Source organism: Dulcicalothrix desertica PCC 7102 (assembly GCF_003991905.1).
In the GTDB taxonomy this organism is placed as follows: domain Bacteria; phylum Cyanobacteriota; class Cyanobacteriia; order Cyanobacteriales; family Nostocaceae; genus Dulcicalothrix; species Dulcicalothrix desertica.
In genome coordinates, this window is sequence record NZ_RSCL01000016.1 from 142,985 (window position 1) to 168,833 (window position 25,849).

At 38.2% G+C, this 25,849-nt stretch carries 25 protein-coding genes; 14 read left to right on the forward strand and 11 right to left on the reverse strand.

Annotated elements, in window-relative coordinates; genetic code table 11:
* Both DSM106972_RS30390 and DSM106972_RS30395 read left to right on the forward strand, forming a co-directional pair.
* Positions 1–888 (forward strand): DUF6734 family protein, encoded by an 888-nt coding sequence (locus DSM106972_RS30390; protein WP_127084185.1) that lies wholly within the window; start codon positions 1–3, stop codon positions 886–888.
* A gap of 113 nt (positions 889–1,001) precedes the next feature.
* Positions 1,002–1,214, forward strand: a complete 213-nt coding sequence (locus DSM106972_RS30395) for a hypothetical protein (RefSeq protein WP_127084186.1) — start codon at positions 1,002–1,004, stop codon at positions 1,212–1,214.
* Positions 1,215–1,298: 84 nt separating this feature from the next.
* Here DSM106972_RS30395 and ilvC read toward each other — a convergent pair whose 3' ends face one another.
* The 5 genes from ilvC to DSM106972_RS30420 form a co-directional block, all read right to left on the reverse strand.
* The gene (gene ilvC / locus DSM106972_RS30400; RefSeq protein WP_127084187.1) at positions 1,299–2,294 is read right to left on the reverse strand and encodes a ketol-acid reductoisomerase; all 996 of its coding nucleotides are present in this window, start codon (positions 2,292–2,294) and stop codon (positions 1,299–1,301) included.
* A gap of 258 nt (positions 2,295–2,552) precedes the next feature.
* Entirely contained in the window at positions 2,553–2,861 is a 309-nt protein-coding gene (locus tag DSM106972_RS30405; protein ID WP_127084188.1) for a P-II family nitrogen regulator, read from the reverse strand.
* Positions 2,862–2,891: 30 nt separating this feature from the next.
* Positions 2,892–3,146 carry an RNA recognition motif domain-containing protein gene (locus DSM106972_RS30410; RefSeq protein WP_019490550.1) on the reverse strand — a complete coding sequence of 85 codons (255 nt, stop codon included), beginning with the start codon at positions 3,144–3,146 and terminating at the stop codon, positions 2,892–2,894.
* Between the two features lie 276 nt (positions 3,147–3,422).
* Positions 3,423–4,295 carry an aldo/keto reductase gene (locus DSM106972_RS30415; RefSeq protein ID WP_127084189.1) on the reverse strand — a complete coding sequence of 291 codons (873 nt, stop codon included), beginning with the start codon at positions 4,293–4,295 and terminating at the stop codon, positions 3,423–3,425.
* Between the two features lie 85 nt (positions 4,296–4,380).
* A complete protein-coding gene (locus tag DSM106972_RS30420; RefSeq protein WP_233787168.1) occupies positions 4,381–5,130 on the reverse strand; it encodes a HEAT repeat domain-containing protein in 750 nt (249 codons plus the stop codon).
* Between the two features lie 199 nt (positions 5,131–5,329).
* Between DSM106972_RS30420 and DSM106972_RS30425 the strand changes: the two genes are divergently transcribed.
* From DSM106972_RS30425 to DSM106972_RS30450, 6 genes are all read left to right on the forward strand, one after another.
* Positions 5,330–6,223 carry a DUF4349 domain-containing protein gene (locus tag DSM106972_RS30425; protein WP_127084190.1) on the forward strand — a complete coding sequence of 298 codons (894 nt, stop codon included), beginning with the start codon at positions 5,330–5,332 and terminating at the stop codon, positions 6,221–6,223.
* A 39-nt stretch (positions 6,224–6,262) separates the two neighbouring features.
* A complete protein-coding gene (locus DSM106972_RS30430) occupies positions 6,263–7,978 on the forward strand; it encodes a serine/threonine protein kinase (RefSeq protein ID WP_127084191.1) in 1,716 nt (571 codons plus the stop codon).
* A gap of 120 nt (positions 7,979–8,098) precedes the next feature.
* Positions 8,099–9,631 carry a SagB/ThcOx family dehydrogenase gene (locus DSM106972_RS30435; protein ID WP_127084192.1) on the forward strand — a complete coding sequence of 511 codons (1,533 nt, stop codon included), beginning with the start codon at positions 8,099–8,101 and terminating at the stop codon, positions 9,629–9,631.
* 181 nt (positions 9,632–9,812) lie between these two features.
* Entirely contained in the window at positions 9,813–10,481 is a 669-nt protein-coding gene (locus tag DSM106972_RS30440) for a ribonuclease T2 family protein (protein ID WP_127084193.1), read from the forward strand.
* Positions 10,482–10,571: 90 nt separating this feature from the next.
* Positions 10,572–12,077 carry a proline--tRNA ligase gene (proS, locus tag DSM106972_RS30445; RefSeq protein WP_127084194.1) on the forward strand — a complete coding sequence of 502 codons (1,506 nt, stop codon included), beginning with the start codon at positions 10,572–10,574 and terminating at the stop codon, positions 12,075–12,077.
* 631 nt (positions 12,078–12,708) lie between these two features.
* Positions 12,709–13,380: a hypothetical protein gene (locus DSM106972_RS30450; RefSeq protein ID WP_158632900.1), complete on the forward strand. Its 672-nt coding sequence runs from the start codon at positions 12,709–12,711 to the stop codon at positions 13,378–13,380.
* Between the two features lie 71 nt (positions 13,381–13,451).
* On the opposite strand, the gene DSM106972_RS30455 is transcribed toward DSM106972_RS30450, so the two are convergent.
* Positions 13,452–14,936, reverse strand: coding sequence for a polysaccharide deacetylase family protein (locus DSM106972_RS30455; protein WP_127084196.1), 1,485 nt, complete (start codon positions 14,934–14,936; stop codon positions 13,452–13,454).
* Between the two features lie 189 nt (positions 14,937–15,125).
* Between DSM106972_RS30455 and DSM106972_RS30460 the strand changes: the two genes are divergently transcribed.
* The 4 genes from DSM106972_RS30460 to glpK all read left to right on the forward strand — a co-directional run bounded on the left by DSM106972_RS30460 (position 15,126) and on the right by glpK (position 18,835).
* Positions 15,126–15,362 carry a hypothetical protein gene (locus tag DSM106972_RS30460; protein WP_127084197.1) on the forward strand — a complete coding sequence of 79 codons (237 nt, stop codon included), beginning with the start codon at positions 15,126–15,128 and terminating at the stop codon, positions 15,360–15,362.
* Positions 15,363–15,410: 48 nt separating this feature from the next.
* Positions 15,411–15,890, forward strand: a complete 480-nt coding sequence (locus DSM106972_RS30465; protein WP_127084198.1) for a hypothetical protein — start codon at positions 15,411–15,413, stop codon at positions 15,888–15,890.
* 220 nt (positions 15,891–16,110) lie between these two features.
* On the forward strand, positions 16,111–17,331 hold the full coding sequence (locus DSM106972_RS30470; RefSeq protein WP_127084199.1) for a response regulator: 1,221 nt from the start codon (positions 16,111–16,113) through the stop codon (positions 17,329–17,331).
* Positions 17,332–17,362: 31 nt separating this feature from the next.
* Positions 17,363–18,835, forward strand: a complete 1,473-nt coding sequence (gene glpK, locus DSM106972_RS30475; protein ID WP_127084200.1) for a glycerol kinase GlpK — start codon at positions 17,363–17,365, stop codon at positions 18,833–18,835.
* A gap of 73 nt (positions 18,836–18,908) precedes the next feature.
* On the opposite strand, the gene DSM106972_RS30480 is transcribed toward glpK, so the two are convergent.
* The 3 genes from DSM106972_RS30480 to DSM106972_RS30490 all read right to left on the reverse strand — a co-directional run bounded on the left by DSM106972_RS30480 (position 18,909) and on the right by DSM106972_RS30490 (position 21,466).
* On the reverse strand, positions 18,909–19,763 hold the full coding sequence (locus DSM106972_RS30480; protein WP_127084201.1) for a DUF72 domain-containing protein: 855 nt from the start codon (positions 19,761–19,763) through the stop codon (positions 18,909–18,911).
* A 68-nt stretch (positions 19,764–19,831) separates the two neighbouring features.
* On the reverse strand, positions 19,832–20,365 hold the full coding sequence (locus DSM106972_RS30485; RefSeq protein ID WP_127084202.1) for an outer membrane beta-barrel protein: 534 nt from the start codon (positions 20,363–20,365) through the stop codon (positions 19,832–19,834).
* Positions 20,366–20,590: 225 nt separating this feature from the next.
* Positions 20,591–21,466: a type IV pilin-like G/H family protein gene (locus DSM106972_RS30490; RefSeq protein WP_127084203.1), complete on the reverse strand. Its 876-nt coding sequence runs from the start codon at positions 21,464–21,466 to the stop codon at positions 20,591–20,593.
* A 68-nt stretch (positions 21,467–21,534) separates the two neighbouring features.
* On the opposite strand from DSM106972_RS30490, the gene DSM106972_RS30495 reads away from it, so the two are divergent.
* Positions 21,535–22,446 (forward strand): carbohydrate ABC transporter permease, encoded by a 912-nt coding sequence (locus tag DSM106972_RS30495; protein WP_186538436.1) that lies wholly within the window; start codon positions 21,535–21,537, stop codon positions 22,444–22,446.
* 200 nt (positions 22,447–22,646) lie between these two features.
* On the opposite strand, the gene DSM106972_RS30500 is transcribed toward DSM106972_RS30495, so the two are convergent.
* Positions 22,647–22,973: a hypothetical protein gene (locus DSM106972_RS30500; RefSeq protein ID WP_127084204.1), complete on the reverse strand. Its 327-nt coding sequence runs from the start codon at positions 22,971–22,973 to the stop codon at positions 22,647–22,649.
* Between the two features lie 334 nt (positions 22,974–23,307).
* Between DSM106972_RS30500 and DSM106972_RS30505 the strand changes: the two genes are divergently transcribed.
* Positions 23,308–23,556 (forward strand): CTB family bacteriocin, encoded by a 249-nt coding sequence (locus DSM106972_RS30505; protein WP_127084205.1) that lies wholly within the window; start codon positions 23,308–23,310, stop codon positions 23,554–23,556.
* Positions 23,557–23,881: 325 nt separating this feature from the next.
* Here DSM106972_RS30505 and DSM106972_RS30510 read toward each other — a convergent pair whose 3' ends face one another.
* Entirely contained in the window at positions 23,882–25,651 is a 1,770-nt protein-coding gene (locus DSM106972_RS30510; RefSeq protein ID WP_127084206.1) for a sensor histidine kinase, read from the reverse strand.
* Between the last annotated feature and the right edge of the window lie 198 nt (positions 25,652–25,849).

A 25,849-nucleotide genomic window follows, 5' to 3' on the forward strand; every position in this document is an offset into this window, starting at 1 on the left:
GTGAAAGCTGTTTGGTCTTTATGGACAAAACCGTTAAGAGAAAATAAAAAATCTATATGGGTAAGTGATAAACATCATTTGCTGGCATGGATTTTATCAGTAGAAACAGCAAAAAAACATTACCCTGAAACAGCGTTATTTACCGATAGTCAAGGTGCGCGGATGCTTGTTGATAAATTAGGTTTAGAATTTACACAAGTATCTACAGAGCTAGATGCTTTAGAAAATAGCGACCCTAGATTGTGGGCATTAGGTAAAGTTTACACTTATGGCGCCCAAACCGAACCTTTTATTCATATAGATAGTGATGTGTTTCTCTGGAAACCATTACCTTCCGAAATGGTATCCGCACCTCTTTTGGCACAAAATCCTGAATATTTTACTGTTGGTAATTCCTGGTATGACCCAGAAGCAATGGAAACAGCTATTAGCCAAATAAACGGTTGGTTACCTGAAGAATGGATATGGCAACGCAGTTATGGGTTGTTACAAACTGCATACAATTGCGGTATATTTGGTGGTCATGCAGTAGATTTTATTCGCTACTATGCAAGTTTGGCAATAAAGTTTGTTGAACATCTATCTAACCAACTTGCTTGGTTAATTCTACATCCAGATACCGAAAGAAATATATTATTTGAACAATATTTACTTGGTTGTTGCGTTAGCTACCATCAACACCAAACAAAATCTCCGTACAAAGATATTCGTGTAAAATGTTTGTTTCCCAGTCTAGATGATGCTTTGATTCCCGAAAATGCAGCACGAGTTGGTTTTACCCATTTAATTGCAGATGCTAAACAGAATCGAAAAATAGCCCAACACTTAGAGCATCGAGTCAAGAAAGACTACCCAAAATACTATTATTCTCTCATCAACTCTTTTTAACTTGTACTTGTAATGTTTGGGGTTTTTCTAAGTAAAAAACAATTTAAGATTGTAATAAATATAGCGAATAGGGGAATACTAAGTATTAAATACATTCTTAGGTTAAGTCAAAAATGTTTAACAAAGGCAATATGACACTAGTGTTTTTACTGATGCTAATATTCGTTGGGTTTGGAGATAGCTTTTTACCAAAACCATTGAGTACAGCCAGTTATCAAACACGAACGACTATAAACAATATTGTTATAGGTATGTTTCCATCATGGCGCCCAAAAACAGACCCAAATAAACGAACACAAGAAGCAATCAAAGAAATGAACAAATAACAAAGTTATGAGTAGAGACGCGATTAATCGCGTCTGTACAGAGTTATGAATTAAAACTCCTAACTCCTAACTCCTAACTAAATATTAGGCTTTTTTCAACCAGCTAAACATGGCGCGTAGGTCTTTGCCTACTTCTTCAATAGGATGTTCTGCTTCTCTGCGACGCATTGCGGTAAAACCAGCTTTACCAGATTGGTTTTCCAAAACGAATTCGCGAGCAAACTGTCCGGTTTGAATTTCGGTGAGAATTTTCTTCATCTCGGCTTTTGTCTGGTCGTTAACAATACGCGGGCCGCGAGTATAATCTCCATATTCGGCAGTATTCGAGATACTATCGCGCATTGTTGCCAAACCACCTTCGACTACTAAGTCAACAATGAGTTTGACTTCGTGCAAACACTCAAAGTATGCGAGTTCAGGTTGATAACCTGCTTCTACCAAAGTTTCAAAACCAGCTTTGATTAAAGCACTCAAACCACCGCAAAGTACAGCTTGTTCACCAAATAAGTCAGTTTCGGTTTCTTCGCGGAATGTTGTTTCTAAAACTCCTGCACGTGTTCCACCTATACCCTTAGCATATGCCATTGCTCTATCGCGTGCTTGTCCACTTGCGTTTTGATACACAGCAAACAGTGCGGGTACACCTTGTCCTTGTTCGTAGGTACGACGAACTAAATGTCCGGGGCCTTTCGGCGCCACCATGACAACATCTACATTAGATGGTGGTACAACTTGACCGAAGTGAATATTGAACCCGTGAGCAAAAGCGATAACGTTTCCTTCCTTGAGGTTTGGTTCAATTTCTTCCTTGTAAACAGTCTTTTGAACTTCATCGGGCAACAGTATCATAATAAAGTCTGCTGCCGCCGCCGCATCCGAAACACTCTTAACCGTCAAACCTGCTGCTTCAGCCTTCCCTGCTGACTTACTACCCGGATACAGTCCAACAATTACATTCATGCCACTGTCTTTTAAGTTTAAAGCGTGAGCATGACCTTGTGAACCATAGCCGATTATCGCAATCGTTTTTCCAGCTAAAAGGTCTAAATTTGCATCTGTGTCATAATACATCCGAGCCATAGGTAGCGTCTCCAGTCAGCAAGCACCTGTTTTATTGCAGACCTTAGATTCTACCGCATAACTATCACCAAAAAATATTAATCTATATTATTGCAATATTAAATTCCTCCTCAAAGCCATCCCAAACCCAGGCTCAAGGCTGAGGCGCCTGTTAAAATTATGATTGATGCTGGATAATTGTGCGCCAAATACGTATGAAAAAAATCACTCGCAGCAACGAGTGAGCAATAAAAAGTATAACTTATGAAAAAAGAATAATTAATAGAATGCTTCTATATTTTGTCGGTAGGCAATTAAAGCGTGGTTGCCTCGTTCTTCTTTTAGCGCCCCAAGAATGGTATCAGATTCTTCTAATGATACGATTGTTTTAATTTCAATATTAGTATTATATCCTGCTAAATCTGACAAGCGTCTTCCGTGCCCACCTTCACCTTGTACTTGGTTAATAGTATATCCAGTTACATTATGACTTTTCAGTAGCTTTACAACACGGTCTTTCAACACCGTTTCCCCAATAATAGTGATTAACACGGCGGGTTGAACGGGATTAATAACTAAGTCTAACATTAACAACTCCAAATAATAAAATTTAAATACTTATCTTGCATCTGCAACAGTTCTAGCTCTATTTACTTTGAGTGTATATCCCATCCACTCAGTACCTACTAACGCACTAATCGCTGCCATCTCTTGACTATCTGTTTCCATTTCTACAACCGCGAATCCCCTTTTCTCTCCTGTTTTCTGGTTTGTAGATACTAAAATTCTTTTAACTACTCCATACTTTAAAAAAACTTGTCTAATATCATTATCTTCCACTTCATGGGATAAATTACCAATATAAACTGACATGAGATATCTCCCAAGTAAAATCAATGCTATCTAGGTAAATAATTACACTATTGTTTTACTTAGATGTTGCTGACAAAAATGGTTTCATCCACTTTATTAACAAATATAAAAAAAACAAATGACTGTTTTTACGTACTTAATTAAATCTTATCAGTAAATTGACAAGTTAATTGTAAACTAATGTAAACATTTATGTCTAAGAAACCGGGTTTCTAGGCAAAATCTTCATTTTTATGACAAAATTTCAGCGAATAAACCCGGTTTCTAGGATTTTAGTTAAGAAGCTGTTTCTTTATCAATTTGCTGAATTTCGGCTTCTGATAATTTAATATCACCTGCACGTGCCGAGTCTTCAATGCTAGAAACTTTACTGGCGCCTGGTATTGGTAAAATACATGGTGACTTTGAGCGCAACCAAGCTAAAACAATACCATATACCGATACGCCTTTTTGTGTTGCGAGTTTGCTGATAATAGAAATATCTTGCAAATCTGAATGACGTCTGCGACCCCCAAACGGACTCCAAGGTAAAAAAGTCAAGTTTTCTTGCTGGCAATATTCTAAAACACCATCAGACTCAGGTTGACGATACCAAGGACTATATTGATTTTGCACTGAAATAATATCTACAACATCCCGTGCTTGTTTTATTTGTTCAACGGAAAAATTAGAAACTCCAACAAACCGAACTATACCAGCATCAACTGCTTCCCGTGCAGCTTTTAATGATTCTTCTATAGAATAGTCTGGATCAGGTGAGTGATATTGCCAAATGTCAATTGGTTTATTACCACCCAACGCTTCAAAACTAACGCGAATAGTTTCACGTAAATGTTCGGGGTTGCCGTTACGAGTCCAGCTTTGGTTCGGACGCATTAACCCACCTTTGGTAGCAACAACAATATTACTGGTATCACCACTGTAGGTTTGTAGTGCTTTACCAATCAGTCGTTCATTATGGTGTTTATCAGATTCGTCTTTACAATATGAGTCCGCAGTATCAATAAAAGTAATGCCTAAATCCAAAGCACGATGAATAACTTCTATTGATTGCGACTCATCCGGACGTTCGTATACTGACATTGGCATGGCGCCTAACCCAATTGCACTTACGGTAATACCTGTATTCGCTAATTGTGTTGTTTGCATAATTCAAGGTAAAAATGATTAATGGGACTTATTAATCAATTTATATCCAAAATTCTCTTGTGGAATGGGCAGGAAAGCCCGTTCTTCATCCAGTAAATTCTGGCAAATCCTGATTTGTATAGTACTCTATTACTTGTTCTAGTGGAAAGCGATTTTCTGATTCAGAGCGCGCTTTTATACCCAACGCAATCTGCACTTCATCCCAGTCTCCTACCAAGAAAGTTGGCACACATTCAGCAGCAAAAGCTTTTTCAATGACAGGCGCCGCTTCTACTGCTTTTAAATCAATTAGTTCACCAACTAAAAAAGCATTAACCTCTGGGTCGTTAATAGTAAAGTTACTTAATAAGTTAGTTATAATTTCAACACATTTAGAACGTGCTTCTGGATGAATTTGAGCGATACGAGTCAATGCGCTAGCAGCGTCTGCACGTTGGTAAGTATCGCGTGACGAGTCTACTATATATGCTTCGAGTGGTTCAATTGCAGCAATACCTATTTTGGCTAATGCACTAGGTAACTCTAAACTAATGCGGTCATCTTCTTCAAATGCGCCAAATAAATAAATTAATGGTTCAATAGCTTCTACCGCGCGCAGTTGACCCAATACTCTTACTGCATGTACTGGCGCCCAAGCTTGCAGGTTTTCATTTATATCTTCTATATCGTCAGCAGCAATAGATAAATCTTCATCACAAGCCATGCGTATTAAGTCAGGAACGTGCTGTGAAGTAAAACCTAGTTCCTCTACATAATCAGGTATTCCCTTGATTTGACTGCAATCTCCGTAAGTTAGCAGTTCGTTTACAGGAGACGGATAAGAAGATAATGACATGTTTACTTATCTTTAGTTTTATTTTTCTTTTTTATTCCAATTATTATAGTCACCTACTTATAAATTAATTTCAAAGCATTGTGACAATTTTTAAAGTGGTTAATATCAAGCTTGTTTGTTACGCAAATCGTAACGGCAACTATCTAGAGACAGATAAACCTACATACTAGCATTAAGGTTATTTATGTGAGGTTTGAATATGAATAAGGGAAGTATACTTTTTGCTACCCTTTTAGGGGGGATTGTTTTGAGTAGTTGCGCTGCTGCCAATAATGGAGGTAGTGAAACAATGTCAATGCGACAAAATTCATCTAACTCACTTAATCAAATAGCAGCTACAATACCACCAACTGCTGATACAGCCAATGAAATGGCATCAAAAATCAAGGCGCCTACCAAGGTAAAATCACAGTTAATTAAAAAAGCAACTATGAGTATAGTTGTAGAGTCAATTGACAAAAGCATTAACGAAGTGACGCAAATCATTGACAAACAGCAAGGTGATTTAATCAAACTTGCTCAAAATCAGCCTAAAGATGAGTTCGCGCGTTCTACTGCATCAATACAGTTGAGAGTTCCACAAACTACGCTAGATAATACCCTTACTCAAATAGCTAAACTGGGAATTGTTAAAAACCGTAGCATCACAGCAGAAGATGTTGGGGATAGAATCGTTGATTTTCAAGCACAGTTAGTTAATTTGAGAAAAACTGAAACAAATCTTCAAAAAATTATGGATAAAGCTGGTTCGGTACGCGATACATTGAGTGTGTCACAAGAACTGAGCAATGTTCGTGACTCTATCGAGCGAATAGGCGCCCAACTCAAGAATCTACAAAACCAAGTCAGCTATTCGACTATTACCTTAAATTTAGAAGCAGCAGTTTCTACTAAAAATCCGCAACGTGGTTTTGGGTTGCAAGTTCAAGAAACTTGGAATAAATCAACCAACTCAGTTGGTAAATTTAGCATGGGACTGTTAAAACTAGCTATTTGGCTCATGGCTTATAGTCCATATGTATTTATTCTTGCTTTTGGTATTTACGGCTTTAATCGTTGGCGGTCTGCAAAAACTGGAGTTAAGCTAGATTAGACATGGACACAAATAATTAACGCCATTTCACCCTTGTTCATGAGTACGATACCATTTACAAATCAAGGATATCGGGTCATACGCGAACTCGGTTGCAACCTCAATGGAGGTCGTGTAACATACTTAGCGCAACGTATAAATACTGATGAAAAAGTTGTTATTAAGGAGTTTCAGTTCGCACGCTCTAGCGTTCAAAGCTGGTCTGGTTTTAAGGCATATGAACGTGAAATACAGGTGTTACAAGGGTTAAACCATGCTGGTATACCACGCTATCTCGACTCTTTTGAAACTCCATCAGGGTTTTGTATGGTGCAAGAGTACAAACATGCTCAATCTTTGTCTGTAGCACGCAGTTTTGCTTTTGATGAAATTAAGCAAATAGCTGTTTCTGTGCTGTCTATTCTTATATATTTACAAAACCGTATTCCGCCTATTTTTCATCGCGATATTAAGCCAGAAAATATTTTAATTGATGATAATATCAATGTTTATTTAGTTGATTTTGGATTTGCTCGTATTGGTAGTCATGATATGGCGATGAGCAGTGTTGCGATGGGGACACTAGGTTTTATGGCGCCAGAGCAAATTTACAACCGTCAGTTAACAAAATCTACAGATTTATATAGTTTGGGTGCGACATTAATTTGTTTGTTAACAGGCGCCAAATCAGCTGCGATGCATACTTTAATCGATGAAGATGGGTGTATTGCTTTTAAACATTTAGTTCCTCAGTTGAGTTTGGGGTTTATCGAGTGGCTTTCAACGATGGTTCAACAAAAACCCAAAAACCGCTTTAAAGATGCGAATGTAGCACTTCTGGCACTAAAACCACTCGATATTGTCCCCTTATGTGTTGCAAAAATTGATAAAACAGAACTTGAATTTACGGCTGGACAAATTGGTGAAAAACTTTCGCAAACGATTACTATTCTTAATGATAATCCAGAAACAACATTAGTCGCTTGGTGTGAAGTGGCGCCTCATAGTAACGACGCTCCACACACACCTCATAGCCATGATTGGATTGATTTTACGCTCCGGCATTTTAACGGTGAGAAAATTTTATGTAAAGTGACAATTGATACAACCTATTTAATGGCAGATAAAATATATTATCGCGAATTACTATTACATACAAATTCAGCCGTTGAAATTCAAACTATTCAAATAAAAATTAAAACTGCTGCGTTACCAATAATTCAATATAAACAACCATACGCATCACTTTTATTATTATTGTTGACTTCTGGGGCAATGGCGTGGACTGGTGCGGCTGTTGCGGCAGTTATTGCTGCTATATTAATGACGGTTATTGGGGCTGGTATTGTTGTTGTCGATGATATTGTATTTGGGGCTGCGGTTGCGTCTTTGGTGGGTTGCTTTTTGGGGGTTGCAGCAGGACCAATTTTTGGAACTTTCTTATCTGTAATGGTAGCAATTGAATTTTGGTGTATTACTAAAGCTGGTATAAGCCACATAGAGACTATCAATCAGGGTGTCAATCAAATTACATTTACGACAAATCTTAAAAAAGGATTTAGTCAGGCAATTGGTATTGTGATGGTTGTGCTTACAGCTTTACTGGGTTCCTGTGGCGGTTTAGTATTAAAGACTGGTGTCATCAACTTTTGGGTAATATTGACAATTGCGTCAACTAGTTCTAGTTTAGCTGGAATTTTTATTTGCCTACCAATTTATCGGCGCCGACTGGTTGGTAAGTATCTCAAGTCAGAGAAACGCCGAATAAAACCGTGAAGCTAAGAACATGAGTGGTATTCAAATTGTGTAGATTCGTTCCTAAAATGTACTGGCGATAACGAAATGTTGGTGCATAGGGATGCCAAGATAAAAAGGAGAAGCGTATTTAACCGAGACATGCCAGAACTACGCCATTCGATTGCTCATCACTACCACGAACGAACTAAGTACGACCCCGATACTATAGCGTCCAAAAACCAGGGTTTGGATTGGTCGAAACAACCTGTACCGTTTAAAGAATATAAAATTGGTACGGTTTTTGACCTCAAACCATATATCCAAGAATCTTCATTAGATTCGGAAGATAATACTGATACACAATGGTGGCGCCGTTTATCGCGGTTGCTGTTTTGCAGCTACGGTTTAACAGCTAGAATGCCATCAATGGGGAGTGCCGTGTTTTTACGCTCGGCGCCAAGTGCAGGTGGTTTATATCCAGCCGAAATATATATAGTTTCACGGGGTACACCGTTGTTACCTGCTGGTTTATATAACTACCAGTCACGAACTCATTCGCTACTGCAATTCTGGGAAAATAATGTTTGGCAAACATTGCAGGAAGCTTGTTTTTGGCATCCTGCTTTGGAAAGTACACAACTTGCCATCGTCATTACTGCGGTTTTTTACCGTTCAGCTTGGCGTTATGAAGACAGAGCATACCGTCGAATATTTCTTGATACGGGACATTTATTGGGAAATATCGAACTATCTGCTGCGACGTGTGACTTTCGACCCCATCTAATTGGTGGTTTCGTCGATCAAGCCGTCAATGATATGCTTTATATTGACCCAGAACAAGAAGGCGCCACCGCAGTCCTTCCGATAGCCGATTTACTTGATATTAAACAAAATTTGCCAACTGGACGTACAGCTTTACCATCAGCGACCGAAACAGAATATCCCAAAATCCCTGACGGTGAGCTTCTTAAGTACATTCATACTGTAACGCAAATTTTGCCAGGTACAACAGGTAAACTCAATTTACCCGAAATCAAGCAAAATAAATCTATCGAAGATAAATATAAATTTCCCTTCTGTCAAAAAATTTCAACCCTAACAACTCAAATCGACTGGGGAGATAAACTTGATAAACTCTCTTCAACAATCCTTAAACGTCGTTCCACTAGAGCATACAGCGGAGATGATTTAACATTAGATGAACTCAAATCGTTACTCGATTTTACATACCAACCCCAACATTATATAGACCAAGAATTAGATATCTCGCCAGATTACTTCGACCTGAACTTAATACAAACCTTTATAGCGACCTCTGGAGTCGAAGGACTCGAAGCAGGATGTTACTATTACGCACCCGCTTCGCAAGAATTACGACAAATTCGCTTTAAAAACTTCCGCAGAGAATTACACTTTCTCTGTTTAGGACAAGACCTTGGTCGCGATGCATCCGCTGTTATTTTCCATACAGCCGATTTAAAGGCATCTGTATCTCAGTATGGAGATAGAGTATATCGATACCTACATATGGATGCAGGTCACTTAGGGCAAAAACTAAATCTTGCTGCTGTTCGTCTTAATATCGGTGTCAGCGGTATTGGCGGATTCTTCGATGATAAAGTCAACGAAGTTTTGGGTATCCCTCAAGATGAAGCGGTATTATACATAACTACAATAGGGCGCCCAATGTAAACACTTTCCTATATTGTGGAATGGGCATCCCCTTGTGGAATGGGCATCCCCTTGTGGAATGGGCATCCCCTTGTGGAATGGGTATCCCCTTGTGGAATGGGCATCCTTGCCCGTTCCATATAAAGACATTCTCAAAAACATAGATTAAACTAGCGCATGTAAAAACTAACACGCTTTCCAAATGTCCCTAAGACGACTTTTAATTACTGCCTCGGTGCTGCTAACTACTACCTCAGTCTCAAGTAACGCTTTTGCTCAAAGCAAAGGTACTCCCGGTAAATTTGATTTTTATGTACTAGCTCTATCTTGGTCTCCTGACTATTGTGCAGCCAAAGGAGACAGTGACCCGCAACAGTGTAAACAAGGAAAAAAACTAGGTTTTGTTCTACACGGACTTTGGCCCCAATACCAAAAAGGATATCCTGCTAGCTGCACCACCGAAAGATTGCCAGAAACAGTCAAACAGCAATTTCCAAATTTATTTCCTAGTGCCAAGCTTTACAATCACGAATGGCAAAAACACGGTACTTGTACAGGCTTAACTCCTGCACAGTATTTAACACTATCAAAACAGAAAAAAGACTCTGTATCAATTCCTACAGACTACGCCAAACCAAGTAAACCCTTCCGCACCACTATAAATAAACTACAAAGTGATTTTGTTGGCGCCAATCCAGCATTTACAAGTCTTAGTATAGCCCCTTCTTGCTCAGGTTCCGGACGCTTTTTGCAAGAAATCTTAGTTTGCTTTACCAAAGATGGCAAACCAGGCCCTTGCAGCGCAGAAGTAATAAGACGTTCGCTCTTAAGTTGCGGTCAATCAGACTTCCTAGTCCGCAACGTCAGGTAAAATATCAAAATTGGGCATAATAGAAAAGAACCCCTCGGCTTGAGTTATCTTAAGCCGGGAGAGTTGTCAAAAAGAATCGAAGAATAAACTATGGCTGGTCGGAAAACAGAAAAAGCTAATTCCTTGAAAATTACCAAGCGTGATGAAGATTATTCACGCTGGTATCTCGATATAATAGAGCGGGCAAAACTTGCAGAAGATTCAGGAGTTAGGGGATGCATGATTATCCGACCAGAAGGTTATGCCATCTGGGAAAAAATACAGCAAACCTTAGATAAGATGTTTAAGGAAACCGGTCATGTTAATGCATACTTCCCAATGTTAATTCCTGTGAGCTACTTCTCAAAGGAAGCTGAACATGTTTCTGGTTTTGCTAAAGAGTGTGCCGTAGTTACTCACCATCGTTTAAAATTGACAGAGGATGGAACCATTGGTGTAGATACAGAAGCTGAATTGGCAGAGCCATTAGTTGTAAGACCAACCAGCGAAACCATTATTTGGTCTGCATATAAAAATTGGATTCAAAGCTATAGAGATCTCCCTATTCTCGTAAATCAGTGGGCAAATATCTGTCGATGGGAACTTAGAACTCGTCCCTTCTTACGTACTGCTGAATTTTTATGGCAAGAAGGACACACAGCTCACATAACATATGAGGAAGCTGAAGTTGAAGCACGCCAAATTTTACAAATCTATAAAACTTTTGTCGAAGACTATTTAGCAGTTCCTGTCTTTGATGGATTAAAAACTGAAAACGAGAAATTTCCAGGCGCCGACCATACTTATACAATTGAAACAATGACACAAGACCGTCGTGCCATTCAGGTAGGTACTAGCCATCACCTTGGAACAACATTCTCACATGCTTTTGACGTTAAGTATTTATCAGCACAAGGTACTTTGGAGTATCCATTTGCGACAAGTTGGGGTATAACAACCCGTCTTATTGGTGCCATGATTATGGCTCACTCTGATGACCAAGGATTTGTTTGCCCCCCTCGTGTTGCTCCATTACAAGTTGTTGGCATTCCAATTTATAAAACAGACGATGATAAACAAACAGTTTTATCTAAATTTGAAGAATTACAACAAAAATTTAAATTAATAGATAAATTTTCATTTCGAGTAGACGCGCGCGAAAGCTTAAGTCCCGGTTTCAAATTTAATGATTGGGAGTTGAAAGGCATTCCGCTTCGTCTAGAGATTGGACCGAAGGATTTAGCAAATGGAAGCTGTATCTTAGCAAGACGCGATACAGGAGAAAAGATTAATGTACCACTTGACCAATTAGAAGAAAAAATACCTGAAATTTTGGACTTTATTCAAAAAAGTTTGTTTAAAAAAGCTCAAGAATTTCAGCGTCAGCATACTTACTTTGTAGATACGTATGACTCATTTAAAAATGCCATTGAGCAAAAGCCTGGTTTCTACGTAGTTTATTTTGCTGGGGCGCCTGAAGATGAAGAAAAAATCAAAGAGGAAACTAAAGCAACTAGTAGATGCATAGCTTTTAGTTTGCAAGACAATAGTATCGGTAAATGCTTCTATACAGGCAAAGAAACCTCTCAACGTGTTATATTTGCTAAAGCTTATTAAAATTAGTAAAACGGTTTTATTAAGGGTTAACATCACTTTCATCACGGATTATTTAACCGTCGGCTCACGACTGAGAGCCTGCCCGTAGCACAGACTATAAGCCGATACTACAAAACTCCCTAAAAATTAATGACATGAACCACTAGTTGGTAAACACTTTAGCTAACTATCAACTTTTTGCTAATTAAAATAAGAATAATGTAGAAGCAGAATACATTTACATGTAGCAGTCCATACTGCTCCTAAGCGCGTAAATTGTGTAAGACGAGGATACAAATCTTTAACCTAAGTCTTTATAAATAGATTTATCTTTTTCTTGGTCAGAAAGATTAAAACTTGGTATATTATCAGTACATTTTGAATGTTTACTTCCTCTATGCATAATACTTTCTTAATATTTCTAAAGTATTTAATGAAGTTTGTTGTCGCTAAATATATATAGTGTAGACAAATCACATGATATTAACTAGATTTAATGCTGTTATTTACCTGTACAAAATATACATTAATATTTATTATATACAGTTGATATTTGTAAATTAAGGCGCGTAGAATCTACAAATAGATGATTTTAGCACACTCACATCTCCTCTTACGCTATTTAACTTTAGGTTTCATGAATAGGAATGGTATGAAGACTTTCACTTTCCATACCCATATAGAAGACAAAAATTCAACCTTGAATCCTGGTATAGATGAACTTACCAAGGTCTTAAAAAGAGCTGATCGAGAAGGGAAAAAATTGATAGAAATGTTCAAGGAAGTGGCAGACAGCTTAATGTCACTACTTGGATCAGTGATAGAAGTTGAGCCGAAACTAGGATTTGTTACAACTTCGCAACCAATCCGTGAGTTCCAGCTTGAAGGTGTGAGCATCAAAACTTGGAAGAAAACCAAAACACACACAATCAAGTTTCGCCAGAAGTATAAAAATATCCCTGTGTATGGGTCTATCGTAACAGTAGAAGTTGGCGATGAGTATGATTTGATAGCAATTAACTCAGCCATTGGCGACCCTATTGACATTGATGCCCACCCCAAGTTTAAGCCTGATCAACTTAAAGACGTAATTCAGAAGCAAACTAAGCATGACCTGAGAAACTCGGATATAAAAGAAACTCTTTACTACTACTTTGATACAAATGAAAAGCGTTGGCGCCTTGTATACTTAGTTGAAAACAATTCACAAAAAATAGATTCTCTCCCCAAATCTGAATCAGCACCAGAAATAGTAGATTATGTAATTGACGCTCATACGGGAGAGTTAGTTTCTGAACTACCCCGCATCAAAACAATTCGGTAAAGCATTCAGGGAGAATTATAGTTGCTGTAGTGTATGTAGGGTGGGCAGTGCCCACCTTACGTAGTATTGGCTTATTTTAGTAATTCTTCACCTCGTCGATATAGTTCGCGCGCGTAATCTGTCCACGTACCTTGTCCCCAATATCGAAAACAGCTAGTTTGGACTAGTAAGTTATAAAGTAATGCTTTTTGGTAGTCTTCGCGTTGCGTTACTTGTGCATCTTGTTCGACTAACTTGTCGTATTTTTGATGAAACAACGCGCTGAGTTTATTCATTGGTTCTAGGACATTTTCATATCCTCTTACCCAACTTAAATCATTTGTCCACGAGGCGCCATCTATATGAAACTGATTATCATTTGCTTTTAATTCTTGAATGGCATTTGCTACCGTTTCTTGTGTGATATTACTGGTGCGCTGCCAGATTTTGTGTTGCTGTACAGCTTGAATTTCGGGATAATTATTAGGGTCGGCGCCTGCTGCTTCGATTAATTCTAGGTATTCTGTACCATTAATTGCGACAGTTCCCGCATTGTTATTACCTCCATCGCGGATTTCGTGATAAATTCTGAATAAATCACGGGGATATTCATTCATCATTACACCCCCATTTTCGCCATCGGCAATTTGTGTTACTAAAGAAGGAATGTTTGTATTACTAACTTGCTGCTTACCACGTCCTTTTGCCTCAAAGTAAGGTTGCATTTGTGCAACTAGCTTTGTATCCGAACCTTGAGTTTTAATTAGTGCAGTAATACTAACGGTTTCACCGTGAGAATTACGCGCGGTTAATTTATTGGGAATATACTTCTGGTCATGATGTAAACTGGCGCCATCTAAACGTTCGACTGAATGCTCTTGCACCATTATCCATTTATACCCGCATTCCTTTAATGCTTTTACGTACTGATATAAAGTATCTGGATGATTAGGTAAATGCATTTCTGGAGGAGAAAATCCTTTTACCCGCTTTAAAGCATCGTAACCAAATATGGCAGCAAAATAATGTTGCCAAGCTTGAATATGCAACTTGATATCAGGAATAGGGGTAGAAGGAATAACTGCATGACTCCACATCGTACCCAACCATTCGACGTAAGGTTGATATTGCACATCGCAGGTAATGCGCTTGAGAGTATCAATAATATCGGTGTGCTGTTGCCGTAAACCCCAAAGTAAATTACCCGAATAGTCGAGCATAATACGGGGGTTACATCCTTGGGAAACTAATTCTGGAATAAACTCACCAATGCGTTTATAACACCAAGCGAAAACACCTGCATTATGGTTATCCCCATTATGAGGGTGTTCAAACATATGTTGCAGGTTACTAATTAATTCACCGTTGAAACCTGCGGGAATAGTAGGTTGGTGCATGTGAAGCGCGCAGGCAAACCCAGCATTGATATTTTCGAGCCGGAGATTGCTTGTATTTTTAAATACAGGGTCATTGTGGTTTGTAACTAAATGAATTTCGGATTCCCAACCGCTGATGTTTGGTAAACCAAAGCGGATATCATCGAGTCTGGGGAGGGGGGATGAAATAGTAGCAGTCATTCCATGCGTCCTATAGAAGCTTACTTATTTTGACCCATGACTGCTGTTATACCAGAAAGTCACTAAATAAATTAATAACTCAGCACTACTCTCGCTGCATAAACTCCAAAAGGGAAACATGTAAACGTTTAGATGAGTAAGGATAAAACTTACAACTCTATTAAACACATCATGTTTGTGAGAATTACCATGAAAAAGTTAGCTATTCTCGGTTCTGCAGTTGCATTTTTACTATTGAGCAACATTGCTAATTATGCCAAAACAACGTCTCAGTCTACACAGCAAAATAAGACTGATACAGAACAAGTTGCTGAAGATTCCACCAACAAGTCTGAACCTGAACAAGAACAAAACCCTGTTGACACGCAGCAAGAAACAGACTCATCGACTAATAAACCTGAATCTACAAATAATTACGGATATTAAAGTTACTCGTTTAAACATCTCAATATTTTAAAAGGAAAAGTTTTTACCATGATTCATCATATTTCAATTGCGGCAAATCAACCGCAACACGTAGCGAAAGTCCTTGCAGAATTATGCCAAGGACAATTCTCAGAGTTTCCCTATCATCCTGGATGCTACATTGTTTTACCTTTAGATCCGCATGGGACAATGATTGAAGTGCTGACTTCTAGCTCTGAATTTACACCGCTTCAGGTTGATGGGGAAAGTAGTTTGCATCAAAATCCCAATCCTTCTAAGTACAATGCTTTTCATGCGGCAATCTCAGTTCCTACTTCTGAAGCACAAATTCATGAAATTGCAAAACGTGAAGGTTGGCATGTACTAACGTGCGACCGCAAAGGATTTTTCAGTGTTATTGAGGTTTGGATTGAAAATAAACAGTTACTGGAATTCCTTTCTCCAAAACAAGCTGCTCAATATCTTGCTTTCATGCAACCGCAATCGTTGAAGCAGTTTTTATCAGAAACAGCACTCTCCGAATGCTAAAGTCGCTCGTTAAACCAGCTTGATATTTTACCAAAAGGCGCCTGTACAAGTATAGTTAACATTCAAAGGCGCCTGCTTATAGCGTTTCCTGTTCGGATCAGCTTTCTAAAGTTTTTATCAAATAAAAGTAAATTTTTTATAAATTTACGAACCGTTTGTCACAACTTTATCACAATTTGCTGATTATGCTGGATAGTATAACCGACAAGGGCACACACCAATGGCGCTTCATACAGAATTAACTATACCCGATACATTACTTTATGAATTTAAAACTTGTACTCGGTCGCATTACAATGGCAAGCTTGAAATTGAAACTTGTACAGGGCATAAGTTTTCTTTTTACTACCGTTTAGGACACATTGTTTGGGCAAGTGGAGGCGCCCATCCACTTCGACGCTTTAGGCGAAACATGGTACAATATTGCCCCCAAATTAATCTTGATACAATTCAATTGCAAGCGGACAATCAAGATATAGAATATTGGGATTATCAAGTCCTAGAAGCTTTGTATAACAAGCAGAAAATTAAACGCGAGCAAGTAACTCAAATTATATATAGCACAATTGGTGAACTTCTATTTGATTTAACACAGCAAACAAGCTGTCATATTAGTGCTTGTCAACGCAATAAAGAGGTAATTTTAGAGGCGCCATTAAGTCTTTCTAGCACAGCGATATCGCTCGAACATATATTTCAATCGTGGAATTCTTGGTCAAAAGCTGGTTTAGCTAGCTTTTCTCCCAATTTAGCACCTGTACTTCGACAACCTGAACAACTTCAACACCTAATTAATCCAGCATTATATGATAAATTTGTCAAGCTAATGAGAGGTAAATATACGCTGCGCGACTTAGCAGCAAAAGCAAAGCAAGATGTATTAGCTATTAGCCGTTTTTTACTTCCTTATATTTTACGAGGATTTGTTGAATTAGTTAAAGTAGAAGATTTTCGTCTATTTACAAAAGAAACTAAAAATATTTCCAACCAAACAGAATCATCAAAAACGCCATTAATTGCTTGCATCGATTCCAGTCCCAGAATTTGTTGGCTTTTAGAGCAGATTATCACTCATCACAGCATGAACTTTGTTGGCATTCACAACCCTTTAAAAATTTTACCGACTTTAATAGAGCGTAAACCAGACTTGATTTTTTTAAACTTAAATATGCCATTTATTAACGGCTATGAAGTTTGCGCTCAAATCCAACGTATTTCCAGTTTGGCTAAAATACCTATTGTAATTTTAACTGATGGTGATGGTCTTTTTGACCGGATGCGTGCTAAAGTAGCTGGCTCAACTGATTTTATGACTAAACCCGTGGTAACTGATAAAGTTATGGATATGGTACGCAAACATTTACATGTTGATACCACATCACTTTATAATTCTTCAATCATATCTAAAGAGCGAAGTGAGTTATGTTTAGTAGATAATTAAACACAGATGGCAGTGAGGGAAAGACAGGGATATGCAGGCGCCAAAATACATCCTGGCATTAGACTTAGGTACAACAGGGAACCGCGCGTTTGTATTTAACGCTGACGGTAATATAGTAGGTAGTGCTTATAAAGAACTTACGCAACATTACCCACAACCAGGATGGCTGGAACACAACCCCTCACAAATTTGGAATGATACCTGCTGGGTAATGCAAACAGCTATTGTAAATTCCCAAATTACCCCTGCACAAATAGCTGCTATCGGACTTACCGTGCAGCGTGAAACCTGTTTACTGTGGAACAAAACTACTGGAGAACCACTTCATAATGCCATTGTCTGGCAAGACCGACGCACGGCGCCATTTTGTTATGAACTACAAGCACAGGGTTATACTCAAGAAATATATGACCGTACAGGATTAGTCATCGACGCTTATTTTTCGGCAACCAAGCTCAAATGGTTACTAGATAATATTCCAAATCTTGATATTAATAACACCCTAGCTGGCACTATTGATACATGGATATTGTGGAAATTAACTAATGGAATACACGCTACAGACCACAGTAACGCTAGTCGAACAATGTTGATGAACTTAACGACAGGCGCCTGGGATGAAGCGTTATTAAAATTATTTCAAATACCAGTATATATATTACCACAAATCCAACCTAGCTTAAGTCACTTTGGTGTTACCCATACAAATATATTAGGAGTAGAAATTCCCATCACAGCAATATTAGGGGACCAACAAGCTTCATTATTTGGTCATGGCTGTTCAAAACCTGGTTTAGTCAAATGTACTTATGGAACAGGTAGCTTTTTAGTAGCGCATACAGGCTCACAAATAATTCGGACATCGCAGCAACTTATCTCGACAATAGCTTGGACACAATCTAATTCGCTGGGATATGCACTAGAAGGTAGTATGTTTACAAGCGGCGCCTGTATTCAATGGCTACGCGACAGTCTTAAACTTATTAAAAATGCTGCCCAAACAGAAACAATGGCAACGAGCGTTACAGATACTATGGGTGTATATTTTGTACCAGCATTTAGCGGGTTAGGGGCGCCTCATTGGGACATGAGCGCACGGGGAGCATTTTTCGGAATTACAGGTGGAACAAAACCCGAACATATGGTGCGTGCTGTTCTTGAAGCAATAGCTTACCAAGTAAAAGAAGTTGTAGAAGCAATCAACGCATCGTGTACTATACCTGTACAAAAATTAGCAGTAGATGGTGGCGCCTGTAATAATAATTTCTTAATGCAATTCCAAGCTGATATTTTGGGAATTCCAGTAGAACGTCCGGTTGTTCGCGACACAACAGTGCAAGGTGTTGCCTTTGCTGCTGGGTTAGTTATAGGTTTGTGGGATAGTTACGAAATATTAGTTCAAAACCGTCAAATTGACCGTGTATTTGAACCAGGTAAGGAAAGTTTGAATAATTTTGCTATATGGCAAAAAGCTGTTGAGCGCACGAAACATTGGACAAATTAACTGGCAACGGATGTAACGGATGTAACGGATAAGCTTATTATCCATCCGTTACATCCGTTGTATCCGTTGCAAACTACCACAAGTTTAATTGATTAGGTTGCTTATCAAGCTCATTCCAAGGTAAAGCTGGAACTGCCACCCCACTTTCTTCCAATACCTTTTGAAAATAGCGCGCGTTACTAGGAGAGTGTTCTTCAACAGGGCAGTGAACAAAGAAGTAAATTTGTTTTCCTTGCTGTAACCAATTTTTTACTTGCGCTACCCACTCTTCCATAAATTGCTGGTTCATTTCTAACTTCGGGTGTGAAATAAACCGAACTAAACTAAACGGCGCCGTTACGCTAAACTCTACAGGTAATTGAGGTTTTCGTCGTTCTGACTCCAACTGTGGGTCATCATCTCCAGTATAAATTGGGCGAGTATCTAATAATACTCTCCCAACTCCAAATCTTTCTAAAAGTGCATTTAATTCGATTTGATAAACTTCTCTAAACCAGTCACGATGACGAACCTCTACAGCTAAGGGTAATTTTGTTTCTTGCCAAGCTTCTAAAAAAACTTCTAAATCATTAATTGACTTTGGTGCATAGCTTGGTGGTAGCTGTGCGAACATCGGCCCTAAACGGGCGCCTAGTTGTTGCATTCGTCCTGCAAACTCTAAAGCTTGATTAATATAAGGTTTTAATAACCCGTTATGAGTAACATCGCGCGGTAACTTTGGGCAAAATTTAAAACTAGGTGATGTTTGTGTTGCCCAACGAGAAACAGTCTCCTGACTTGGTACTGCGTAAAAAGTTGTGTTACCTTCTACTGTAGTAAAACGTTGGCTGTATAAATTAAGGAAATCGGCATTACGAGTACCTTCAGGATATAGTTCTCCTATCCAACCTTTATATGCCCAAACAGCACACCCTAGAAAAAAACTCACGGCTTGCTTTGTGTGAATAAATTACTAATATAATAACAAGTAAGGTGGGCACTGCCCACCATACTACATTAGAAGCAATAACCAACACCAGTTTGTAAGCTTACTGCATCAGCAGAGCTATTCTTGTACGCATCAATACCCCACTTGGCATCACCGTAAACAACGATGTTTTTAGCAACTTCAGATTCGGCGCCAAGAGTCACGACAGGAGCGTTTTTGTTTCCTAATTGGCTGGCATAACCTTCGTTGGTTTGGAACGAGTAACCACCACCGAGATAGACGTTAGTATTTTTAGCAACTGGTGCATCAAGAGTTACCATTGGGATAAGTGCTGTTGAATTACCACCAAATAATGCTGCACCACGAACTGAAACTTGTGATTTAGGAATCGCGTAACGTCCTTGTACGTTACCACCAAATGTTGCTGCATCTTCTTGTTGACCACCATTGGTAACACCAGCAGAAACACCGGCGCCTATATAACTACCGTTCATTCCTTGTTGTTGAAGTTGTTGAACTGGTTGAGCCGAAGCAATTCCTGCTGAAACCAAAATAGACGAAAGTGCAAGTGCGGCAGTAGCTGTTAGTTTTGCGAGTCTCATATAAAGTATCCTCACCCTTGAATTCACTTAATGCTTTATATATATAGAATCTCTTTTTTTACAAAACTCAACCTCGCACAAAACGGTCATTCAAGCAGGTGAAAATATGTTCACCCAGTTAGGTGAAGGCGATTTATATTTTGTTAGTTAAAATAGATTAAAAGATATTTTAAATATTATTAAATGTAGAGACGCGATTAATCGCGTCTCTACAACCCACAGATTTTACTCTATAGAAGTTGAATCAGCAGGGCAAGTTATTTTATTTGTAGTTAAAGATAATATTGGCATTGCTGACTGTTTGTTTGTTGGTTTGGTTCTTTGGCAAATACCACTAATTGTTATAGCTTCACCGTTAACATTTGCCACAAAAACGGCGCCAGTATAGCTTGGTAACTCAGGTTTTTTGGGAGTAGCAGTTACAAAAACACGTGCTTGGCTTCCACTTGGTTGCTGTATTTGGTAAGTATATTCAGCATCATTAGATGGAATGCCCAATTCTAAATCTTTCAAATTGATGCTAAATTTAGATTTTTCTAAAAAATATGCCTGTTGCGCGCGGTTAATTGTGGTTACATACATTTGAGCTTTTGGCACTTCCTTGGTGGTTGAGCCTGAATCTGATATTAACTCTACACCTTCAGGTAATGTTGTTGCGTCTGAACTTTTTGTAAAGATTGTGCCGTTTTTAAATTGAGGTGGTCTTGGTGTACCTGGGTTAGTACCTTCTAACTGCATCCGCATTTTTCCATCAGCAGTATATTCAAAAATCGTTTGTACAGGTTTATTCGTTCTTGGTAGAAAAACATCAAGATGCATCGGTTTCGGCGCCGAGCTTATCTTATATCTCAATTCTGTCGCAGTACGTGGAGTATTCGGAACCAGTGGTGACACAATATAAAGTTTATCGTCAGGGGCAAAAATAAAAGTTAAAGATATGCCACCCTGATTCATTTCCCATGACCCTAAATACTTTTGGTCGGGATTAGTGACGCCTGGGGTTGGGGTAGTTTGCGCGTATGATGGAATTACAAAATTTGGAGCAATCATGCTTGTGCTGCATAATGTCAGCAGCAAAGCCACAGAAGATAATTGACGCATGTACTTTAATACCTAAAACTGTTTGCTTTCCGAAGTATCTAAATACTGAGTAAAATTTTTTACTTTATATGAAAACACCTACAAACCGTTCTATCATAACCTCACCCAATACAAAAGCGCATATTTTAGACAACGATGCGGTAGCTGCGTGGATATTTCTGGCGCCTGCCTTAATATTGCTAGGGTTGTTTATAATTTATCCCATCGTATATTTATTCTTTTTGAGCTTCACCGCAGGCAGTTTTACATCGCGCGGTACTTACTGGGTAGGTTTAAGAAATTACTTGCGTTTAGCACTCAACCCGGATTTTTGGCAAGTTATAGGAAACACCCTTTATTTCACCATTGCCACCGTCATACCAAGCTTAATTATTCCCTTGGGACTTGCAGCACTACTCAACCGCAGCATGGCACTACGCGGAGTTTTACGAACAACTTATTTTTTACCCTCAATAGTCTCACTAGTTGCCGCAGGTCTAGGATTTCGTTGGCTCTTTCAAACCGATGGCCCAGTTAATGCTTTCTTGAGTAATTTTGGTATTGCACCAATATCTTGGTTAGGAGATACCTTTTGGGCAATGCCAGTGTTAATTCTTTTAAGCATATGGAAACAACTAGGCTTTAACATGGTAGTCTTTCTAGCTGGACTACAAACAATTCCACCCAGTCGCTACGAAGCCGCCGAACTTGATGGCGCCAACGCATGGCAACAATTTTGGCACGTCACACTACCAGGTTTGCGACCAACATTAATTTTCGTCATCATCACCACAGTTATATTTACCCTGCGAAGTTTTGAACAAGTATATGTAATGACAGGTGGTGGACCCCTCAACTCCACAAACCTACTCGTTTTTTACATCTACCAAGAAGCATTTGCTCAATTTGACTTCGGTTATGCAGCAGCAGCCGCAACCGTACTACTTGCAATCACCTTAGTACTAGTATATTTACAATTAAGAACCTGGACAGAAGACTAAAAAATTCTCTCTCTCTTGTGGAGCGGGCATCCCTGCCCGCCTCTTGTATTTATATGTGTTGGGACGGGCAAGGATGCCCATCCCACAAGAATATAAGAGTAATCCCACATTTTTATACCTAACAAAAAATTAATTAATGATTCGACAAGCGAAACAGGAAGATACACAATCATTAGGTACTCTGCTCAAAGAACAAAGCTTTAGGTGAGGGCAAATAATAATAAAAAGCATCCTAATAAATAAATTAAAAAAGTAATAATAGCAGCTATAATTACACCTTTCATTACAGAAGCCTTATCTTTATTTTTCAACCAAATACAAAGTGGAACAACATATGTAAGTTGCCAAAGTGGAAACAAGTATATTGGGTACACTTGAATAATTAAAGATAAATTATAATTATTTCTGGTTATAGTACCAATCAAAAATATTAAAATTAAACTAGCTAAATGAAGCAATAGTAGTAAAAAAAATCCAGATATTATCTTTTTGATTTCGATTTTTTTGGCATATTTCGTTTTCTTCATATAAATACTATCGTAAGTAGAAGATTAATACTGCTGTTTTAATATATTCATCAAAAAATGTATACGTAATCCGCATATTTACGCAAAAACTTTTTAGCTGAATCTTGCTTGCGCCGTTGTCCTGAATTTGATCAGCCTAAAAGGACTATATTCATTCACATTTTTACTTTATACAGGCGCCTTCTCCTCCTTTAGTATGACCATAAATAGTTGGAGAAATTATCAGCTACAATCCAAACTTTCTTACGATGTATTTAACCAACCGAAATTCCTATTATGTACACATAGCAGCGGAACAACACCGCAATAAACACAATATAACGGAGACAAAACAATGACTAACGAAATTAACACCAATGCAATTGAACTATCTATCGATGAGCTTGATACCGTTGCAGGTGGCTTGGCTATTAGCTTGGGTGATATCGGCGGATTTACATCAGATGCAGGTAACAGCTTCTCACAAAAGAACTTGGCTGTAGGTCAACAAACCTTCGCTGGACCTGGTGGTAGCTACACTGCTTCTGTAACAAATCTTCAAGAAATATTTAGCAAAGCTGGTCAATCCATCGCTGCTAAATAAAAGCGAATTTAAGGTGTCATCTAATATCTACTATCATAGATGTACATAAGACTTATCGCTTGCTATTACATAAATATCAGGCACCTTAAATCTATCGAGAACTGTATCTTCTCTATTTACTAAGTGTGCGTGTTCTGCAATTCAATACTAAAGTTTGGTGCCTGTTATGTAGCTTATGGTGAGGACTATATTTAACAGGCGCCACTTCGTATTACTTAATTAGTTATTTGCTTAGGAATAAGCATTGTTGCAGCATTTTAAGCAACCAATTTACGTCCATCTTGTAGATTTTAATGAAAATTTAGCACGCTATGTACGAAAGAACCTAACTATCAAGGAAGTTCACAGGAATTTGAATCATGAACTTTGCACCTCTTCCCAAACCAGAATCAACATTTAAAGTTCCGCGATGGGTTTCTACTATAATTTGATAGCTAATTGACAGACCCAAGCCTGTTCCTTTTCCTATAGGTTTGGTGGTAAAAAATGGATTGAATAACTTTGATTTTACCTCCTCACTAATTCCCAATCCATTATCTGCAATAGTTATTGCTATCCATTTTTCATCAACAACTTTGGTAAAGATATAAATAGTAGGATGATTTGAATTTTTATCAGTATAGTTTACGTCTTTAGTCACATCAAAGCTTTCTTCCAGAGCTTCGATTGCATTGGCGATAAGATTCATAAATACTTGATTTAATTGACCAACATAACAATCAACTAAAGGTAATTTGCCGTACTCTTTAATAACTTGTATTTCGGGATGTTTATTAGTGGCTTGTAAGCGGTGTTCTAAAATCATTAAAGTACTTTCAATACCTTCGTGAATATCTACTTTTTTTATTTTAGCTTCATCAAGGCGAGAAAAATTTCGCAGTGACTGGACAATATCACGAATTCTTTCTGTCCCCAGCATCATAGAATTGAGAATTTTGGGGAAGTCTTGAGTAAGGTAGTCTAATTCAATTATTTTAATTAATTTTTGAATTTCTTGTGAGGGATTTGGATAATATTTTTGGTAAACTTGGATTAATTCAATTAAATATTGAGTATATTCCTTAGCGTATGTAATATTACCGTGAATAAAATTTACTGGATTGTTAATTTCGTGGGCAACTCCAGCCACTAGTTGACCCAAACTCGACATTTTTTCTGTATGAATTAGCTGAATTTGAGTTTGCTGAAGCTTATTCAGAGTTTCTTGCAGATCGGTAATGGCTTGTTCCAGATAATCTGACTGAGTTATGGTAGATTGCTCGGAAACATCTAGTAACTGGGATAATGTGGCAATTTTTGAGTTAAGACGCTGAATAATCTCATCTTTGTTGTTTGTCTTTGTGATTTTGTCACTGATAGTTGGCTGATTGTGGGATATGAAAATTTTGCCATCATCGAAAGGAAGAAGTGCCATTTTCACATTTAATGCCAGCGGACGCAGTAAATCCGCCGTTATTCGAGGAATCGTCACTCTCAAAAACATTAGAATGACAAACATATTTCCTGAAGGCAATAGCCCTCCAAAACCTACTACAGACTTGATCCCAAATTTAATAACAAAACTTTGGCCAGGAATGTAAGGATTATTCAAGGCATCCTGAATATAAAAAACATTGTACATTCGCTGTTCTAAATTAGTTAATAAATTAGCGTCCCTGTGCAATATTATGCCTGGGCTTATTCCTAATTGCTGGATGAGCTGAGAAATCATTGGGATGCGAGTAATCGCTTCTTCATTGGCTAAAGGAATAGCTTGGTGTCCTAGCGATTGATGCCGCAAGTTCCATTCTGGCAATTCCCCAGCGGTGCTAAGTAATGTCAGGCATTTAAGATTGGAACTTGGCAGATTATGATTTAGTATTTTGCTGGCATATTCCTGTAATTGCCCTGGTAACTCTGCATAAGGATGGGTTTTAAATAAACGGATAAGTACACAAGATTTCTCGCCAGTATTTTGAGAAACTAGATTTTGATATAAATAATTAATAATTTTATTACTAACTTCTTCCATACTCTGAGTTTGAATGCCTAAATTGCGTATTGCCAAACCACACTCAGACATATTTCTTAAAGTAAAATTTTGCAAGTCATACATTATTAGTTACTCCGAATAGTAGTTGCAACTTCATCAATGCTTTATTCGCCAATGCCAATTTGGGGCATTTGAGGGTATAATTTAGTATTTTTGAGCATTTATGAGCGTTAAGTTACATTTGCCTACTTATTGTGCCCATTTTTCTCCTGTTTCTATCATCAGGCGAACTGAGTTGGAAATAGCACAGCATATTCGATA

Excerpts from the sequence above, each read along its gene's own strand:
- DSM106972_RS30490 (WP_127084203.1), bottom strand. The coding sequence starts at position 21,466 with ATGCGTCAATTATCTTCTGTGGCTTTGCTGCTGACATTATGCAGCACA.
- DSM106972_RS30430 (WP_127084191.1), top strand. The coding sequence starts at position 6,263 with ATGAGTACGATACCATTTACAAATCAAGGATATCGGGTCATACGCGAA.
- DSM106972_RS30405 (WP_127084188.1), bottom strand. The coding sequence starts at position 2,861 with ATGTTAGACTTAGTTATTAATCCCGTTCAACCCGCCGTGTTAATCACT.
- glpK (WP_127084200.1), top strand. The coding sequence starts at position 17,363 with ATGCAGGCGCCAAAATACATCCTGGCATTAGACTTAGGTACAACAGGG.
- DSM106972_RS30435 (WP_127084192.1), top strand. The coding sequence starts at position 8,099 with ATGCCAGAACTACGCCATTCGATTGCTCATCACTACCACGAACGAACT.
- ilvC (WP_127084187.1), bottom strand. The coding sequence starts at position 2,294 with ATGGCTCGGATGTATTATGACACAGATGCAAATTTAGACCTTTTAGCT.
- DSM106972_RS30395 (WP_127084186.1), top strand. The coding sequence starts at position 1,002 with ATGTTTAACAAAGGCAATATGACACTAGTGTTTTTACTGATGCTAATA.
- DSM106972_RS30510 (WP_127084206.1), bottom strand. The coding sequence starts at position 25,651 with ATGTATGACTTGCAAAATTTTACTTTAAGAAATATGTCTGAGTGTGGT.
- DSM106972_RS30415 (WP_127084189.1), bottom strand. The coding sequence starts at position 4,295 with ATGCAAACAACACAATTAGCGAATACAGGTATTACCGTAAGTGCAATT.
- DSM106972_RS30425 (WP_127084190.1), top strand. The coding sequence starts at position 5,330 with ATGAATAAGGGAAGTATACTTTTTGCTACCCTTTTAGGGGGGATTGTT.
- DSM106972_RS30465 (WP_127084198.1), top strand. The coding sequence starts at position 15,411 with ATGATTCATCATATTTCAATTGCGGCAAATCAACCGCAACACGTAGCG.
- DSM106972_RS30500 (WP_127084204.1), bottom strand. The coding sequence starts at position 22,973 with ATGAAGAAAACGAAATATGCCAAAAAAATCGAAATCAAAAAGATAATA.
- DSM106972_RS30455 (WP_127084196.1), bottom strand. The coding sequence starts at position 14,936 with ATGACTGCTACTATTTCATCCCCCCTCCCCAGACTCGATGATATCCGC.
- DSM106972_RS30505 (WP_127084205.1), top strand. The coding sequence starts at position 23,308 with ATGACTAACGAAATTAACACCAATGCAATTGAACTATCTATCGATGAG.
- DSM106972_RS30420 (WP_233787168.1), bottom strand. The coding sequence starts at position 5,130 with ATGTCATTATCTTCTTATCCGTCTCCTGTAAACGAACTGCTAACTTAC.
- DSM106972_RS30410 (WP_019490550.1), bottom strand. The coding sequence starts at position 3,146 with ATGTCAGTTTATATTGGTAATTTATCCCATGAAGTGGAAGATAATGAT.
- DSM106972_RS30440 (WP_127084193.1), top strand. The coding sequence starts at position 9,813 with ATGTCCCTAAGACGACTTTTAATTACTGCCTCGGTGCTGCTAACTACT.
- DSM106972_RS30460 (WP_127084197.1), top strand. The coding sequence starts at position 15,126 with ATGAAAAAGTTAGCTATTCTCGGTTCTGCAGTTGCATTTTTACTATTG.
- DSM106972_RS30450 (WP_158632900.1), top strand. The coding sequence starts at position 12,709 with ATGAAGACTTTCACTTTCCATACCCATATAGAAGACAAAAATTCAACC.
- DSM106972_RS30470 (WP_127084199.1), top strand. The coding sequence starts at position 16,111 with ATGGCGCTTCATACAGAATTAACTATACCCGATACATTACTTTATGAA.
- DSM106972_RS30495 (WP_186538436.1), top strand. The coding sequence starts at position 21,535 with ATGAAAACACCTACAAACCGTTCTATCATAACCTCACCCAATACAAAA.
- DSM106972_RS30485 (WP_127084202.1), bottom strand. The coding sequence starts at position 20,365 with ATGAGACTCGCAAAACTAACAGCTACTGCCGCACTTGCACTTTCGTCT.
- proS (WP_127084194.1), top strand. The coding sequence starts at position 10,572 with ATGGCTGGTCGGAAAACAGAAAAAGCTAATTCCTTGAAAATTACCAAG.